The sequence below is a fragment of the Streptococcus sp. KHUD_016 genome, assembly GCF_051106465.1.
In the GTDB taxonomy this organism is placed as follows: Bacteria; Bacillota; Bacilli; order Lactobacillales; family Streptococcaceae; genus Streptococcus.
Map to the genome: position 1 here is coordinate 1,816,651 of NZ_CP193663.1, position 17,064 is coordinate 1,833,714.

Consider the following 17,064-nt stretch of genomic DNA (forward strand, 5'->3'; position numbering starts at 1 on the left):
ACTTTGAAAATAGTCTCCTAACTTGGAGACTACTGTTTTTGCTGGAAAACGCCTTGTTTAAAGGTTCCTTCATAAACGACTTCTTGCTCTGTAGTCAACTTCCCTTGACCTTCAGCCTGACCATTTACAAAATCACCTTCGTATTTCCAGCCATCTTTTGATTGAAAAGTCCCTTTCCCATTAAAGGCTCCATTATTGAAATCACCTGTATATTGGTCTCCATTTTCAAAGGTCAGGGTTCCTTGACCATTCATTTTCCCACGTACCAAGGTGCCATCATAAACAAGAGCTCCACCATCAAGTGTCAAGACACCTTTTTTAGGCGTATTTAGCAGAAATACCGAAAGAGCACAGAGTACCATTACAACTACTGCAACGAGCTCTAACCTAGGACGAGTTAGGTAAACTCTACACTTCTCATAAAATTGTTTAAGCTTTTCCATTGTCACTCTCTTTTTCTAATCGATCTAGCCAGCTTTGACATCCACTTGTGATACGAGCATAGGTTTCCTCAAAATCTCCTGTATACCAAGGATCTGGGACATTTTCAGCCGCAAAAGAGTAGATCTTGTACTGTAGTTCCTGAGGACACATGTGACGCAGATCTGAAACGTTTGAAGCATCCATACCGATAATGTAATCGAACGATTCAAAGTCTTCCCTGCCAATCTGAAGCGATGTTTTATCTTTGTCATATGGAATCTGATATTGCTGGAAAATTCCTTGCGTTCCCTTGTGAATCGGATTGCCATGTTCCCATGATGACGTTGCCCGACTCTCGACGTGGTAATCGCTCGTCATGGACTTCATCACAAACTCTGCCATAGGGCTTCGGCAGATATTTCCTAGGCAAACAAATACTATTTTTTTCATCCCTTTTCCTCTCGTCTCATAGAAAAACGGGAGTGACAGGTCCCGTTTTATTCTTCGATTGCTCCACCTTCGTCAACAACTGTTCCTTCTGGTGTCACAGCTTCTTTGAGTGGCAAAACGGTCTTAATCGCAGCCAATTCAAAAGTCAAATAAACGCCATCTACGTCCAGTACGATTGTACCTTTCTCAGTATCTACTTCATCCACTGTTCCGTAAAGTCCACCAATTGTAATGACTTCATAGCCTTTTTGAAGCTTGTTCAAGCTTTCCATACGCTTTTGCGCTTGTTTCTTTTGAGAACGTTGCATAAAGAACATCAAGGCGAACATACCTACAAGCATGATTAAGAAAGTAATATTTGGATCCATTGTTTTCTCCTTTGTATTTTACATAGGACTACTATATCAAATTTCAGCTACTTTTACAAGATTGTGCCTTGTTTTTATGGTTATAAAAAAATCAGAGTTTTCACTCTGATTTTTGTGATTATTTCAAGTTTTGAACGACGTTGACTAGATTTTCAACTGTAAATCCGTACTCTGCCAATACTTTTGGTGCTGGGGCAGATGCTCCAAAGGTATCAATACCGAGAACTGCACCATCAAGACCAACATATTTGTACCAGTTTTGAGTTGCACCCATTTCGACTGCAACACGACGGCGGACTGCATTTGGAAGGATTTCTTCCTTGTATGCTGCATCTTGTGCGTCAAAGACATCTGTAGATGGCATGCTGACTACGCGGACTTTCGCGCCTTGACTAGCCAATTCTTTGGCAGCTGCGACAGCGAGATTGACCTCTGAACCTGTTGCAATCAATATCGTATCAAAGTCAGCTGCATTTTCATAGACAATATAGGCACCTTTCGCAACTTTGTCAAAGTCTGTTCCTTCTTCGACAGTCAAGTTTTGACGTGTCAAGACAAGGGCAGTTGGTGTTTTTTCGCTTGTCACAGCAAGGTACCAAGCCGCTTGCGTTTCACGCGCATCTGCTGGGCGGAAAACATTGAGATTTGGCATAGCACGGAGACCTGCTAAGTGTTCAACTGGTTCGTGAGTTGGACCATCTTCACCAACTGCGATCGAATCGTGGGTAAAGACATAAGTCACAGGAAGTCCTTGCAAGGCTGACAAACGGACAGCTGCTTTCACATAGTCAGAGAAGACAAAGAAAGTACCACCGTATACACGAAGTCCACCATGAAGAGCCATCCCGTTCAAAATCGTTCCCATTGCAAATTCACGAACACCAAACTGAATGTTGTGGTTCAAGCGATTAGCGTCGTCTTGAAGTCCGTCCGTTTTGATATAAGTCATGTTTGAGTGAGCAAGGTCAGCTGATCCACCTAGGAAGGTTGGTAGCTTAGCTGCTACAACATTCAAGGCATCCTGACTCGAGTTACGAGTTGCTTGAGAAAATCCATTTTCTAAGGCTGGGAAGTCTGCTGGAGTCACCTCAACTGGGTCACGGCCGTCAATAATGGCTTCTACTTCTGCAGCCAGTTCTGGATGAGCCTCTTTATAGTCAGCAACTAATTTAGTCCAAGCTTGATAAGCTGATGCGCCACGATCTGCAACATTTTCTTTGAAATCAGCATAAACTTCAGCTGGAATTTCAAATGGTTCGTAGTCCCAACCAAGGGCTTGACGAGTTGCGGCAGTTTCATCTGCTCCAAGAGGAGCACCGTGTACAGCATTAGTTCCTTGTTTGTTTGGAGAACCGTATCCAATAACAGTCTTCACTTCAATCAAAGATGGTTTTCCTGAAGCTTTAGCTGTTTCGATAGCAGCATGAATAGCCTCAAGGTCTGTTCCATCTTCAACCAAGGCTGTGTGCCAACCGTAGGCATTGTAACGGTCACGAACACTTTCTGTGAAGGAATCTTTTGTCTCACCATCCAAGTTAATGTCATTTGAATCATAAAGAACAACCAACTTGTCGAGTTTTTGCAAACCTGCGTATGAGGCTGCCTCACTTGAGACACCTTCCATCAAGTCACCGTCTCCACAGATCACATAAGTATAGTGGTCAAAGATATTGAAGCCTTCGCGATTATACTTCGCTGCAAGGAAACGTTCTGCTTGGGCAAAACCAGTAGCAGTAGAAATCCCTTGTCCTAGAGGACCAGTTGTAGCATCAACCCCTGCAGTATGCCCAAATTCTGGGTGACCTGGTGTTTTTGAACCCCATTGGCGGAAGTTCTTGACTTCATCCATGCTAACATCTTCAAAACCAGAAAGGTGAAGAAGGGCATAGAGAAGCATAGAACCGTGTCCTGCTGAAAGAATAAAGCGATCGCGGTTGATCCAGTTTGGTTGAGCTGGATTGATACGAAGTTGCTTTGTAAAGAGGCTATAGGCCATAGGAGCAGCCCCCATAACCACCCCTGGGTGACCTGAGTTTGCTTTGTTGATGGCGTCAATACCTAGAAAACGAATTGCATTAACAGATAGATTTGACATAGAATTTCCTTTCTCTTTGAGGTGATTAATAAATCACACATCCTATTTTACTATTATATGAAAATTATCCGTATAGTGCAACATACGGATAACCTCCAGATAATAATTTACATCATTTGAACAGTTTTTATAGCAAAGCTTTGAATTGGATATTCGAATCTTGCTCGAAGCAATCATCAAATCCACGTGGGTGATGGTATTCTACTAGGTGCTGATCTTGAGGATAAGTGTACTTACCTCCTACTTCCCAGATAAATGGATGGAAGTTGTACTGCAAACGGTCTTTTCTCATCTTCCATAGTTCTAAAATTTCATTGGTTGAAGCCATAAAGTTTGACCAGATGTCATAGTGAACTGGGATAATGACTTTAGCACGCAGATTTTCTGCCATACGAAGAAGATCAATTGAAGTCATCTTGTCTTGGATACCAACTGGGTTTTCACCATAGTTGTTCAAAGCAACATCAATCTTAAAGTCTTTTCCGTGTTTCGCAAAGTAGTTTGAGAAGTGAGAGTCTGCACCGTGATAAATAGTACCACCTGGTGTTTCAAAAATATAGTTAACAGCTTTTTGAGCCATCTCTTCATCAGTAACAGTCAAACCTGCCAATTCTCCACCTGTTTCATCAGCACCGTTGACTGGCAAAGTTACCAAGCAAGTACGGTCAAAAGATTCCACAGCATGAATCTTCATGTCTTTGAGTTCAATGGTGTCACCTGGTTTAACTACAATAATGCGTTCTTTTGGCACTCCCCAGCCTTCCCAGATAAGTCCGCAATGGTAAGGTCCGATGAATTTAACATGTTCCAATTTTGGATTATTCAAAATAGCTGCGGCTGTATAAGGATCAATATGATCGCTATGGAAGTGGGAAACCAAGTAGTAGTCTAACTCATTGATTGCAAATGGGTCAATGACCATCGGTTGAACACGCAAGTTTGGTTGCAATTTACGTACACCTGCCATGTTAGCCATTTGGTGCCCACGGACCATATCTTTAACTTTTTTAGTAGATTTTCCGCGATTTGACCAAAGGTCCATCACAACGTTAGCACCACCAGGTGTCTTAATCCAAGTTCCACAGTTGCCTAGCCACCACATAGCAAAATTGCCTTCAGGAACGACTTCTTCTTCAATTTCTTCGTTGAGCCATGTTCCCCATTCTGGGAAAGTCGCTAGAATCCATGATTCTCTTGTAATTTCTTTTACGTTTGGCATTATGACATCCTCCATTTTTTGTTCAAGTTTTCATTTCATACTTAGTATAACACCCGCCCGAAAATTAAAAAAGACCAAGAAAAACACAGGTTTGTGTTCATCATTGGACTGTCATGTTATAACTCTTCAAAAAAGGACTGGATAAGTAATTCTTGATTTATCAGACTTTGAATCTCCTGCTGCAGTTTCGTTGCGGCACGCTTATCCGGTATATAAGTTGAAATAATGGTTGATAAATTTTCGCTGAAACTTCTGCCGTCTTTTCGAAAAACCTTGTTTTTCAGATAATCAACTATACGCAAGATATCCTCTGCCTCCAAGATAGGATTGACCTTTAAGACAGGGAAGCGACTCTCTAGTTCATCATTTGTTGTAATCACCAAATCCACCAAGGCAATATCCTCAACACTTTTAAACTGTTCTGTTGTGAAAACTGCCCCGATTTGTTCGTTGGGAAGATAGAAACGACATTGTTTGAGCAACAGTTTAGAAACCCCTACTCCTTCGTCACAAACCAGATAAATTTTTTTGGTGGCATTCTGCGAGGATGGAGTGTATTTCAAAAATCCACCAACGTGAATCGTCAGATAAGCAATCTCATCGTCCGTCAAGCGTACAAGCCAGGCTTCCTCCAAAATCTCGGCACATTTTTTGGTGATGATAAAGAGCTCGCTGTACTTGGAACGGATTTGCTTAGTAAGAGGATTTTTAGAAAAGATGCCATAGGTCTTTCTAAACAACAAAGCCTTACAGTGAATCAGCAGGTTACGTAACAAGTCTTCCTTGTTTTCGATTTCCATCTTGGTTTGTGATTCAAAATGCCAAATAAATTCCTCTAAAGTGACTTTCAGCTGGTGAAAGTCTTCGCTTTCCGCATGGACGTCTCTATCCTTTCTATAGGATAAAAGGAGAATGGCCAACAGAGAAATTTCGAGTTCCGATAAAGAAATTTCAAATGTCTCAAAAAGGCGCTCACTCAGCCTTTCAGATACTCTGTACTCTATTCTCTTACGAATCAAGGAAAAATCTTGATCAATATCCTGATGCTTTTCTTGATGACGCGTGATATTATCACAACTTAAAAGCAGATAAGGAAGCACTCGCAACATAAAGGTCACTTCATGATGATTTATTTTTTTCCCTAAATCCTGTTCAACCAGAGGGACTTGCTCCTTGAGAAATTGATGCATTTGTCTAGACAAAAGCAACTCTCCTTGGAATCTATCCTTTATCTTATCTTCAAGAATGGTAACAAAAGCTCCATTTCCTTCCATAAAGATATGGTATAAGAGCGATTGAAGATGCTGAATTTTATTTAAGGGGTGGGCGCTAAGATAATAACCTTGTGATTTACTTACTTGCAGGGTTACCTGATACTGTTCTAGGCTTAACTGGTAACGGATGGTATTGAGATCATTCAAAACGGTGTTCCGCGAAACTTCTGTTAATTCCATCAGTTTTTCGACAGTGATGCGTTCTTTGGAAATTCCAATCCAAAATAACATCATCTGCATGCGTTCTTCCCCGCTCATCACATAATCGTAGGAGTCAACTTCGGATAAAAGTTGCTGACAAGCAAGTCTCTGCTCCTCCGTTAAGTAGATACCAATACGAGGAAGGCTAACAAGGTGGTGTTCAGGATTGCCCAATGCATCATTAATTTTATCAACGTGATAATAGACCTTTCTCCTTGATTGACCCAAATCTTTGGAAATGGTCATAATCGTTTTGGGAGATTCTTGATCCAGGAGGTACATCAATAGCTCACAACTCGTTTTATCTAATACCATCTTATCCTCCTATTATTCGGGACCAATCAATCAAACAGTCTCCCTATCATAGCACTTTAATAAAAATATTTCAATGATAATATTTATCATTGGGCTCGTTTGCTTTTCAGGTTTATTGCAAAAGCGAGGCCTAGATACCTCCAAGCCTCTTTTCAATTGCCCGTTTTTTATTTTTGACCATAGTAGGCATTTGGTCCATGCTTTCTTTGGTAATGTTTTTCCAATATGTGCTGTGGTGCAGGTTCAACTCTTGGATTGATTTGCTCTGTGAAACGGTTCATCTTGGAAACTTCTTCGAGAACCACTGAATGGTAAACTGCATTTTCAGGGTTCTTGCCCCATGTGAATGGACCGTGGTTGCGAACGACAATCCCTGGTACTTCAACCGGATTGAGACCGCGACGTTCAAATTCTTCCAGAATGACCAAACCTGTATCCTTTTCATACGCTACTTCAACTTCATCCTGAGTCAAGCTACGAGCACAAGGAATTGGTCCATAAAAATAGTCGGCATGTGTAGTCCCATAAAATGGAATATCACGTCCCGCCTGTGCCCAACCCACTGCTTCTGTCGAGTGAGTATGAACCACACTACCAATGGTAGGCCAAGCTTTATATAATTCCACGTGAGTTGGTAGGTCGGAAGATGGTCTCAAATCACCTTCAAGTACCTTCCCATCCAAATCTGTCACCACCATGTTTTCAGGAGTCAATTTATCATAATCTACTCCCGATGGCTTGATAACAATCACGCCTAGCTCACGATTCACTTCTGAGACATTGCCCCATGTGAATTTAACCAAGCCGTGTTTAGGAAGAGATTGATTAGCTTCGCAGACACGCTTTCTCATATCATTGATTACTTGATTCATCTTACATCAAACCCGCTTTCTTTATTAATGGGTAGAGGAAATCTTGTGCTTCTTTGATAGCCACTTTGGTTTCTTCTACTGTTTCACAGTTTTCAGACCACATCTCGATTAGGAAAGGACCATTATAGTTGGTCTTTTTCAAAATATCAAAAGCTGCTTCCCAGTTGACGCAGCCAGTTCCAAAAGGAACATCTCGGAATTGTCCTTTTGAAGTTTCGGTCACGGGATAGGTATCCTTGAGGTGGAGGGCTGCAAGGGCATGGTGCCCGATATAAAATTCACTGTAAACGTCATTATGCCAAGCTGAGACATTACCAATATCTGGATAAACAAAAAGATAAGGTGAATCAATCTCTTTTTCAACAGCCAAGTACTTTTCAATGCTATTAATAAAAGGATCATCCATAATTTCAATAGCTAAGATGACCTGAGCTTCCTCCGCCCAGACACAAGCTTGTCTGAGGTTTTTGATGAAACGTTCACGTGTTTGAGGGGACTTTTCCTCATAATAAACGTCATAACCAGCTAACTGAATCGTACGAACTCCCAAATCCTGAGCTAGTTCGATACATTTTTTCATCAGTTCCAGCGATTTTTCTTCTAGAACTGGATCGTTTGAACCCATTGGATAGCGACGATGACCTGAAAAACAGATGGACGGAATTCGGATTCCTGTTTCATAGATGGCTTTCACGATTTCCAATCGTTCTTCCTTGCTCCAATCAAGACGAGCCAAACGTTCATCACGCTCGTCAATCGACATTTCAACAAAGTCGAAGCTCAATTCTTTTGCAAAATTCAAGCGTTCCAACCAAGTAAAATGCTTGGGTGTAGCTTTTTCATAGATTCCAATTGGACGTGCCATAAATTACCCCCAAATTCGTTTGATTTCGTCCTTAAAGGCACGTGCTGCGCCTGCTGGATCTGCTGCCTCGGTAATTCCGCGACCTGCGATAAAGGTAAAGACATCCACTCCTTCAAAGAGTTTGAGTGTGTCCACATCCAGTCCTCCCGTAACAGACACACGGAAGCCCATATCAATCAATTTTTTGACCTTGTTTAGATCTTTTTCGCCCCAAGTTTCCCCAGCAAGCAGGGCATCACGAGATTGGTGATAGATTGCTTGGGAAATTCCCGCATCAAGCCAGAGTTGAGCCTGTTCAAAAGTCCAGTCTCCATAAAGTTCGATTTGGATTTCACCTCTATCTCCACGTTCAGCTGTGATGGCTTTAAGAGCAGCTTCCATAGTCGGAATGGTTGCACAGCAGATACAAGTCATCCAGTCCGCTCCACGTACAGCATTATTCTTGGCAACCGTTCCACCAGCATCCGCACACTTGGTGTCTGCAACGATGATCTTATCTGGGAAAAGGCTACGCAAGACTTCTACTAATTCGCTCCCTACTTGAAGTAGGCAAACAGTACCAGCTTCGATGATATCCACTTCATGACCAACAGCTACAGCAGCCTTAATGGCGCCTTGCAAATCTGAATGGTCTAGTGCAACTTGTAAATTTGGTATTCTTTTTGTCATCTTCCTACTCCTTTTTAGCTTTCCAAGTCCAAGCCTTCGAGGTATGGACTATTTTTTGATTCTTCAATCATATCCAAAACTTCTTCTTTGCTCTGGCATCCTTGTAAGCGGGCAATGGAATCTTCCAACTCAAACAAGGCAATAATTTGTGGAATCGCTACACTTGTATGAATCTTTGAGCTTGTCGCAGCCAAAGCTAGTAAGACGGATACTTCTTTTCCATCTGAAAAAACAACTGATTTTTGCAAGGTAATCAGTGAAAAAGCATCCCGCTGAACACCTGCCTCTGGCCTAGCATGGGGCATAGCCATCCCTGGCATTAAAATATAGTAGGGACCATATTCTTCTGTTGACTCAATAATCGCATCATAGTACTCTGGTAAAATTGCGCCACTTTCAATCAAGGGTTCCACCGCTAACTTAACTGCTTCTTTCCAATCAGCCGCCTCAAGTCCCAATCGAATTGAATTATTTTCAATCAAAGCCTGTTTTAAATTCATAGTTGCCTCCTTTATGTAAAGAGGGACTAGGACAGAACCCAGTCTTCACAGTTTCTGTCCAGCCCCCTCCAACCTTCTATAGTGCCTGACTGAGTTTTTCAGTGATTTCTTTATCATCCATCAAGTTGTCAAGCCCAATTAACTTCCCATTTGTTCTCCCTTCCAATTCTTGGATCAGGTGAAGAGAGGCGATAACGATATCATAGCCAGCTGCCAAACTTTTAGCTTCGCCGACACTGCATGAGTTTACTGTAAAGTCTGTTTGGTTTAGCTTGCGGAGCGCATTTTCCACCTTCATCTTGATAACCATTGATGAACCCATACCATTTCCACATGCTGCTAATACTTTAACCATTTTATTTCTCCTTTTCTAAATTCTAAGCTTCTTCTTGTACTTCGCCGTTATAGTATTTTTCTTTATCTTTAGCTTTGGCAAATTGAATTTGAGGAATGACAAGCAAGAAGAGGCAAACAAGCACATAACCAATAATACCAAGGTATTTGAAGATGTAGCCAAATCCAAGCCATGGGAATTCAAAGTCGATATTTCCATGGTAACCACCATAAGCCGCCAAGTCGAGAAGGGCTACGCAAAGAGCACCAAGGGCAACTTGAAGTACACCTGAGATAAAGGACAAGATAACTGCCGCTTTCCAACCACCACGTTTATCAGCGTAAACGGCGATAGCTGCATTATCAAAGAATACCGGTACAAATCCTGTGATGATAAGGATAGGATTTTTGAAGACGATGAGTAGAACGATTGTAATCAATTGACCAATCAAACCAAAGGCAAAACCTGACAAAACAGCGTTTGGAGAGCCAAATCCATAAGAAGCTGCAACGTCCACCGCTGGGAATGAACCTGGCAAAAGCTTACTTGAGATACCTTGGAAGGCATTTGTCAACTCAGATACGAACATGCGGACACCTTGCATCAAGATAAACAAGTAAACTGAGAAGGTGAAGGCTGTTTGGATAATATACATGAAGAAGTCTTGCTTAGCAGGATTGAACAAGGTTCCTGAAGTGATTACTTCTTTATTTGACATGATTTCTGGTCCCAAGATCAAGAGAATAGCACCAAAGAAGACCAGCATCAAGGTCGCAGAGGCAACTACTGTATCATGAAAGATAGAGAGGAATTTAGGCAATTTAATATTGTCTAGACTTTCTTCCTTCTTACCAAAACGTCCTGCGATTTTATCTACAAACCAAATAGCAAATTGTTGTTGGTGACCAATCGCAAAGCCACCCCCACCAGTCAAACGTTGAGTTGCTTCAACAGTCATGTTTGAGCTAATTGCCCAGTAAAGTCCACAGATAATTCCGATAGCCGCTGTACCGTAAGCATTGCGCAATTGTGGAACCAAGAAGAGAACCATAAGAGAAACAGTTGCTGCTTGTTGCACCATGATATGCCCTGTGATAAAGAGAGTTCTCACTTTGGTGAGTTTACGGAAAGCCACTAGCAGAATATTGACCCCGAAACCGATCAAAAGGGCTGTTGTTGCAGTTCCGACAAAATCAGGAAACTCAGCTGCAATTTTGTTATTTGCGGCTGCTAGTCCAAAGTAAGGGTCGATAACTGCCGCACCAATTTGAAATTTAAAGTTGAGCGCTGCCAAGATCGGACGGAAAGTGGTAACCAAGCCTCCCGCACCAACGTTCAGCAACATATAACCAACTGTCGCTTTTACAAATCCTGAAAAGACTTCATGAGCTGGCTTTTTCAAAAGCGCATACCCAATTAGTACCAAGAGACCCACGAAAAATGCGGGATTCTGCAAAATATTGCTAGAAAACCAATTTAGAACACTTGAAATGACTTCCATAACTGTTCTCCTTTATTTGAATTGTTTTTGTAACTTTATTATATATTTTGAAAACACAAACAAAAAGACCAAGAATTACACAGCGGACTGTTCACTCTTGGACTGAACGATTTATGATATTTTTGAGAAATTTTACTTCCTCGTCACCTCATAGTAAGGAAGTAGGCGAGTATAAGTTTCTTCTAATTTTTCTAAAATCTCTGCTAATGTTTGATTTTCAATAAAAGAAACATCCGACTTTACCAAAACTTTACGGATTTCCTGATTGCGTACCTTCTCGCGTAAAGTGCGACGGTTCTCCTCAGTAGCCTCCACCTTATGACTTTCCCCATTTGAGTAGACTAGATAATAAATTCCTTCTACCACTGGAAGTTCTAAAACCTTGGCTTGCTTGTCTAAAGTCTGTTCATCTTTCTTGCGCTCAATGAAGCTGACTTCTAAGGAAATCCCAAAATCTGAGGGTTTCCCATACAAACGCAGCGCCAACATGTGTTCTGTTACCTGCCCCTCTCTCTGTAGATAGGCCCAGAAATGCGGTCGCAAGCGCTGCGCTTGATTCATCCACTGACTAGTCTGTTGAAGTTGCCATTCTGGATGACTTGCTTGGAAGTCCTTGGCCAGATTTGTAAAAGCCTTACGAGCCTCCTGGCCTTTGTGGCGCAATTCCAGCATCTTCTCTCGCTCATCTCCAGACTTATCTGGATTACGATACTGGATCCCCGCGTAAGATAGATAGTTTCTGATGGTTTCCATCATCGGTCTTTTCTCCTTTTTTCTAGCAAAAAATCAGGTCAAGCCTGATTTTGTTTATTCTGTATCTACGACAACATAGCGATTTGGCTCATCACCCTCAGAATAACTGGTCACTCCATCCATGCGTGAAATAATGCGATGGATAATCTTGCGTTCGCTATTCGACATTGGATCTGTTTGCTGGCTACGACCTTCCTCCAAAACGCGATTCGCTAATTTTTGAGCGTAGGTTTGCAAGACTTCTGCACGGTGTTCAACATAATCATTGACGTTAATCGTAATGTAGAAAGTTCTTGAATAGCGATTATAAAGGTAATTTTGCGCCAATAGTTGAAGAGCTTTCAAGACTTTTCCGTGATAGCCGATAATACGGCCTGGTTCATTGGTGTCAATTTGAAGATTGATGGTGCGGCGATTGTAGTCACTTGAAATCGTCCCTTCAACATCCATATCATCTACAATGGTTTGAACGTAGTTAGCTACTTCAGTTGCCACTTGTTCGATGTCATAACTTGGTTCTACTTTCAAGCCTAAATCTTCCAAAGATTGGCTTGTTGCTTCCTGCGTTTCAGTTTCTTTTTCTGGAGCAGATTCCACTTCCTCGGCAGTATCCTCTGGTTCCAAATCATTTAAAATTGAAATATGACCTGTTTCTTCCAAAATCGTGCTGGCATGTTTTTCATTTTTCAGGATTTCAGCCTTGACCTCTTCAGAAACACCTTGACCTTCTTCTTCAATCTTCTTAATCGCTTCAACTACATGCCCCAAATCAACAGTTGCTTCACTTACTGTTTTCACGGGTTCATTTTTTTCATTGACTTCTTTTGGAACCCCTTTAATGGCCTGCTGATTGGCTTTGATCACTGTCGTTTCACTAATCGCTTCGATATCAACTTGAGCCGGCTTCTTACCAAACAAGCCTAAGAATCCTTTTTTCTCTTTTGAAACGACCTTGATGTGGGCCTTCATTCTTGGAATGTCTAATTCTTTCAATCCTTTTTGGATTGCTTCTTCAACCGTTGAACCTGTAAATAATACCATTACCAGATTCCTCCTTATTTTTTCTTTTTCTGTGCTTTTTTCAAAGCTCTTCTCTTCTTGCCTTCTAAATCTTTTTCTGCTTGCGCCACTGCTTCTCTTTCAGCAATAATCTTGAAAGGATTGTTCAAAAAATAGGTTTGCAGAACTTGGTAAGCATTGGATACGGCCCAGTACAAGGCTACACCACTTGGGGCGGAGATGGCAAAAACAAAGATCAATACAGGCATACCATACATCATCCCTGTCGTAGCTCCACTTTTTTCGGACAAAGCTTTATTCGATAACCAGCTACTCAAGAAGGTAAAGACTGCCGCCAAAATCGGAAGGACAAAACTTGTATCTACTCCTCCCAAATTAATCCATAAAAAGTGACCTGTTTTCAAAAAGTCTACTCGACTCAAGGCTTGAAAGAGCGCCAAGAGAACCGGCATTTGTATTAAAATTGGCCAGAGAGAGGATGAATGTTTGATTCCTAACTCTTTATAAACCTTACGCATCTCCTGGTCTAGCTTGGTTCTACTTTCCATATCACGACCTGGGTATTGCTCTCGCAAAGCCTTGATGCGCGGTTGAGCCTCTTGCATTTTTCTAGAGGCAACCATCTGTGTCTGAAAGACCGGCAATAAAATCGTCCGGATCAAAATCGTGAAGAGAATAATCCCCACTCCGATACTAATATCAAAGGACAAAAAGCGGATAATTTCAGCAAAAAAATAGACGAATTTGCTCCAAAAGTCTGTCGAATCTGCTGTTATATCGCTAGCTGTACCATTTGTTGCACAGGCTGTCATGATAAACAAGGACAGGCCCAACAAACTAGTCAACTGTAGTTTCTTTTTCACTCCCATTTCCTTCCTGGTAAATCTTTGATAACTTTAATACGTGGAGTAGGTTTTTCTCCATCTCTGCATATTCCAAGGTTTCCACCCCTTTTCGGGCAATCACGACAAAATCAACATGCTCTACTAAACTCCCTTTTACACTTTGTAGAATGTGCCGGATTCGTCTCTTGATTTGATTTCTGGTAACTGCATTCCCCAGCTTTTTGCTGACGGACAGTCCTACTCGAAAATGGTTTTGCTGGTTTTCCAATTGGTAGACAACAAATTTTCGATTGGCAAAACTTGTTCCGTCCTTGAAAATCGCCTTAAAATCTTTCTCTCTTTTTACACGAAAGCTTTTCTTCAAAACTCAACTCCATCTATTAAATTACTACTATTATACCATATTTTTTGAAAAAGCCAATAACAGCAAGGTTTTAGACATTTTCTACATAAAAAAAGCTGGAAAATCTCTTTCCCAACTTCTTTTTACAATCAAATTTTACGTGTATTTACTTATTTTTTCAAGCGCTCAACATCGCGTGCAATCACCAATTCTTCATCTGTTGGAATAACCAAGACACGGATTTTCGCCGCATCAGTTGAGATATCTCCCGTTACACCAAAGACGTTCTTTTCTGGATCCACATCACAACCAAACCAAGAGATACCTGAGATGACATCTTCACGTACGTTTGCAGCATTTTCACCGATACCTGCTGTGAAGATAATCGCATCTGCTCCATTTAGGACTGCAAGATATTGGCCGATATGTTTTTGGATACGATCAACATACATTTCATAAGCCAAAGTTGCATCATGGTCTCCTGCTTCCATGGCAGCAATCACATCACGCATATCGCTTGACTGGCCAGAAACTCCCATGAGCCCTGATTCACGATTGAGAACGCGACTAATATCTTCAGGGGTATTGAAATCCTCTGTATATTGCATGAGATAAGGGATGATAGCAGGGTCAATATCTCCTGTACGAGTTCCCATCATCACACCTCCAAGTGGTGTGAATCCCATAGAAGTATCCACAGACTTCCCACCCTTAACAGCTGTGATAGAAGCCCCGTTACCAATATGGCAGGTAATCAATTTCAAATCTTCTAGAGGACGGCCCAAAAGTTTCGCTGCTTCTTCTGCGACAAACTGGTGGCTTGTCCCGTGGGCACCATATTTACGAACCTTGTTGTCTGTGTAGTATTTAGTTGGTAGAGGGTAGCGATAAGCCTTCTCTGGCATGGTTGTGTGGAATGAGGTATCAAATACGACAACACTGGTAATATCTGGCAGCAATTCCTTAAATGCGCGAATTCCAGCTGCGTTAGCTGGATTGTGAAGAGGAGCCAACAGTCCCAATTCCTCAACTTTTTCTAACACATCTCCCTCAACAACTGTTGATTCCTTGAAATATTCACCACCTGCAACGACGCGGTGGCCGACACCTGTAATTTCGTCGTACCCTTTGATAATGTCAAAACGAATCAAGTCATCTAATAAAATTTTAACGGCTTGTGTATGGTCTTCAATATCAAGAATTTGTTGCTCCGAACGACCGTCAAATTTTACTGTTGAGATCGAATCCTTCAAGCCAATACGTTCAATCAAGCCTTTCGCCAATACAGTTTCTTCTGGCATTTGGTATAGTTGCCATTTCAAGCTTGAGCTTCCTGCATTGATTGCAATTGTTTTTGTCATAAGATGATACCTCTTTTTAAGCGTTTTCATCTATTATAACAAAATCTCTTTTATATTTCAGTACCTTTGCTCCAATTTTGAAAATTTTCTTTAAAGGTCAACAAAACTGACGGATCTTGCAAGCTAGTAAGAGGGTAGACAAAGGGTTCTATTTCCTTGTCTCTTTTCTTCTGTAAGACAAAAATACTTTTAGCTTGGCTTGCAGTTGAGAAAATATCCTCTGGCAGAGCGATGATAGCAGCCAGACTCACTTCGTCTTTGAGCCACCCTTTTAATGAGTCACTTTGAGGGCTGGTCAATAAATCACTCGGAGCTAGAAAAATAGCATAGCCATTTGACTTAAGGTACTTGAAGCCTTGTTCCATCAGCAAATGGTGGGCATAGGTATGCTCTTGACTAGAAGCCACTTGATAGCGAGAAGCGATGGCATCGTCTGGGTAATAGCCTACAGGCAAGTCGCTGATGACCACGTCGCTTTCTTTAAGCATTTGCGGACGAACGGCATCTCCTTGGACAAAACCAGCCTGCAAACCAATCACATCTGCCATACTGGCTGCCAAATCAATCAGCAAGTCATCCACTTCGATTCCCAAGTAATCTACTTTTTTAGCAAGAGAAGTCAAGAAAGTAGCCCCCAAAATCCCCATACCAGAACCTATTTCGAGGATGCTAATTTCCTCTTGATCCAGCAACTCTTCCACAATAAGTACCAAGAGGAGGGCAATGGCATCCGGCGTAAACTGGTGATTGGCCTGTAAAGGCTCCGTTTGTCCCACCTTCATCAAGAGAAACTGGTAGGTCTTGAGCCACTCTTCCTTGCGAAGTGCTAAGCGCTTAAGGGCTTGATTGTTCTCCTTGACCTGCTTTTGCTCAGTCTCGCCATCTAGATAAATGCTGTTTTGCTCTACTAAGGCATCATAAAAGTTGGTCGCCAAATCACTTTGGATGACTTGGACATTCTCTAGTAAATACGTATAAGCTTGTTCAATTTTTTCAAAATCCATATTCCTATCTTATCAAATTTCCCTCCTTTTTTCCATCTGAAGAGAAAAAATCACTGCTTTAGTCAGCGAGTGATTTTTGGGCTACTGTTAAAAAGAGTTCTGAATAATTTCCTTGAAACAATTCTTCAGCGCTATAGAGAATCTGACTATGCACAGATGAAAAAACCTGCTGAATTAACTTATTTTCCAGTTCAGCTAAATCAAAACCATGATGGTTGGTATCTGTCTTGACAAAATCAGCGATGAGAACTTGTCCATTCTCCCTAAGGTGATGGTAAAACATGGCAAGAGTTGCATCTAGATCAGGCATATGATGAAGAACCCGACTGACAACAATCAGGTCAAATTGCTGTTCCAAGGGATTTGCCAGTAAATCCTGCTCCAAAAACTGGATATTCTTGATGTCTTGTTGCTCTGCTTTCAAACGGGCTTGCTCCAGCATTTTCTCCGAGATATCTACAAGGGTAACCGACTTGGCCTGCTTGGCTAGGGGCAAAGCTAATAGACCTGTCCCACCACCGAAATCCAGAATTTCCTTGTCTGATAGAAGAGCAATCTGTTTTTCAACTACTTGACACACCAAATTTGCAAGAAAGATATTTTTGGGCGAATCAAAGGTTTCTGCTTTGTGATTAAAATCATGTTTCATGCT

The 17,064-nt window shown here is 41.5% G+C and carries 19 protein-coding genes; all 19 read right to left on the reverse strand.

Annotated features, from left to right (window positions below):
* Positions 1-29: 29 nt before the first annotated feature.
* Positions 30-443 carry an MORN repeat-containing protein gene (locus tag ACORHV_RS08690; RefSeq protein ID WP_000413194.1) on the reverse strand — a complete coding sequence of 138 codons (414 nt, stop codon included), beginning with the start codon at positions 441-443 and terminating at the stop codon, positions 30-32.
* Positions 430-873 (reverse strand): low molecular weight protein-tyrosine-phosphatase, encoded by a 444-nt coding sequence (locus ACORHV_RS08695; protein ID WP_016893828.1) that lies wholly within the window; start codon positions 871-873, stop codon positions 430-432. Before ACORHV_RS08695 ends, ACORHV_RS08690 begins: the two co-directional genes overlap by 14 nt.
* A 47-nt stretch (positions 874-920) precedes the next feature.
* Positions 921-1,241, reverse strand: coding sequence for a preprotein translocase subunit YajC (gene yajC / locus ACORHV_RS08700; protein ID WP_000371435.1), 321 nt, complete (start codon positions 1,239-1,241; stop codon positions 921-923).
* Positions 1,242-1,359: 118 nt separating this feature from the next.
* Positions 1,360-3,336 carry a transketolase gene (tkt, locus tag ACORHV_RS08705; RefSeq protein WP_434398158.1) on the reverse strand — a complete coding sequence of 659 codons (1,977 nt, stop codon included), beginning with the start codon at positions 3,334-3,336 and terminating at the stop codon, positions 1,360-1,362.
* A 127-nt stretch (positions 3,337-3,463) separates the two neighbouring features.
* Entirely contained in the window at positions 3,464-4,555 is a 1,092-nt protein-coding gene (gene ulaG, locus ACORHV_RS08710) for an L-ascorbate 6-phosphate lactonase (RefSeq protein ID WP_001134225.1), read from the reverse strand.
* A gap of 116 nt (positions 4,556-4,671) precedes the next feature.
* Complete coding sequence (locus ACORHV_RS08715; RefSeq protein ID WP_000242141.1) at positions 4,672-6,345, reverse strand: BglG family transcription antiterminator; 1,674 nt, start codon at positions 6,343-6,345, stop codon at positions 4,672-4,674.
* A gap of 167 nt (positions 6,346-6,512) precedes the next feature.
* Positions 6,513-7,217: an L-ribulose-5-phosphate 4-epimerase gene (locus ACORHV_RS08720; protein ID WP_001077565.1), complete on the reverse strand. Its 705-nt coding sequence runs from the start codon at positions 7,215-7,217 to the stop codon at positions 6,513-6,515.
* Position 7,218: 1 nt separating this feature from the next.
* Positions 7,219-8,082 (reverse strand): L-ribulose-5-phosphate 3-epimerase, encoded by an 864-nt coding sequence (locus ACORHV_RS08725; protein ID WP_000113588.1) that lies wholly within the window; start codon positions 8,080-8,082, stop codon positions 7,219-7,221.
* 3 nt (positions 8,083-8,085) lie between these two features.
* The gene (locus ACORHV_RS08730; RefSeq protein ID WP_000166723.1) at positions 8,086-8,751 is read right to left on the reverse strand and encodes a 3-keto-L-gulonate-6-phosphate decarboxylase UlaD; all 666 of its coding nucleotides are present in this window, start codon (positions 8,749-8,751) and stop codon (positions 8,086-8,088) included.
* A 14-nt stretch (positions 8,752-8,765) separates the two neighbouring features.
* On the reverse strand, positions 8,766-9,251 hold the full coding sequence (locus ACORHV_RS08735) for a PTS sugar transporter subunit IIA (protein WP_001049934.1): 486 nt from the start codon (positions 9,249-9,251) through the stop codon (positions 8,766-8,768).
* Between the two features lie 76 nt (positions 9,252-9,327).
* Positions 9,328-9,606: a PTS sugar transporter subunit IIB gene (locus ACORHV_RS08740; protein WP_000241470.1), complete on the reverse strand. Its 279-nt coding sequence runs from the start codon at positions 9,604-9,606 to the stop codon at positions 9,328-9,330.
* 22 nt (positions 9,607-9,628) lie between these two features.
* Positions 9,629-11,086 (reverse strand): PTS ascorbate transporter subunit IIC, encoded by a 1,458-nt coding sequence (locus ACORHV_RS08745; protein WP_000452078.1) that lies wholly within the window; start codon positions 11,084-11,086, stop codon positions 9,629-9,631.
* Positions 11,087-11,218: 132 nt separating this feature from the next.
* The gene (locus ACORHV_RS08750; RefSeq protein ID WP_434398162.1) at positions 11,219-11,842 is read right to left on the reverse strand and encodes an HI_0552 family protein; all 624 of its coding nucleotides are present in this window, start codon (positions 11,840-11,842) and stop codon (positions 11,219-11,221) included.
* A 51-nt stretch (positions 11,843-11,893) separates the two neighbouring features.
* A complete protein-coding gene (gene jag / locus ACORHV_RS08755; RefSeq protein ID WP_000242587.1) occupies positions 11,894-12,880 on the reverse strand; it encodes an RNA-binding cell elongation regulator Jag/EloR in 987 nt (328 codons plus the stop codon).
* 14 nt (positions 12,881-12,894) lie between these two features.
* Complete coding sequence (locus ACORHV_RS08760) at positions 12,895-13,722, reverse strand: membrane protein insertase YidC (protein ID WP_000728097.1); 828 nt, start codon at positions 13,720-13,722, stop codon at positions 12,895-12,897.
* Complete coding sequence (gene rnpA / locus ACORHV_RS08765) at positions 13,697-14,068, reverse strand: ribonuclease P protein component (RefSeq protein ID WP_000748120.1); 372 nt, start codon at positions 14,066-14,068, stop codon at positions 13,697-13,699. The genes ACORHV_RS08760 and rnpA overlap by 26 nt, the downstream gene beginning before the upstream one ends.
* 149 nt (positions 14,069-14,217) lie before the next feature.
* Positions 14,218-15,408 carry an acetate kinase gene (locus ACORHV_RS08770; protein WP_000167800.1) on the reverse strand — a complete coding sequence of 397 codons (1,191 nt, stop codon included), beginning with the start codon at positions 15,406-15,408 and terminating at the stop codon, positions 14,218-14,220.
* Between the two features lie 50 nt (positions 15,409-15,458).
* Entirely contained in the window at positions 15,459-16,412 is a 954-nt protein-coding gene (locus ACORHV_RS08775; RefSeq protein ID WP_434398166.1) for a class I SAM-dependent methyltransferase, read from the reverse strand.
* Between the two features lie 58 nt (positions 16,413-16,470).
* A complete protein-coding gene (locus tag ACORHV_RS08780) occupies positions 16,471-17,061 on the reverse strand; it encodes a class I SAM-dependent methyltransferase (protein ID WP_434398168.1) in 591 nt (196 codons plus the stop codon).
* Between the last annotated feature and the right edge of the window lie 3 nt (positions 17,062-17,064).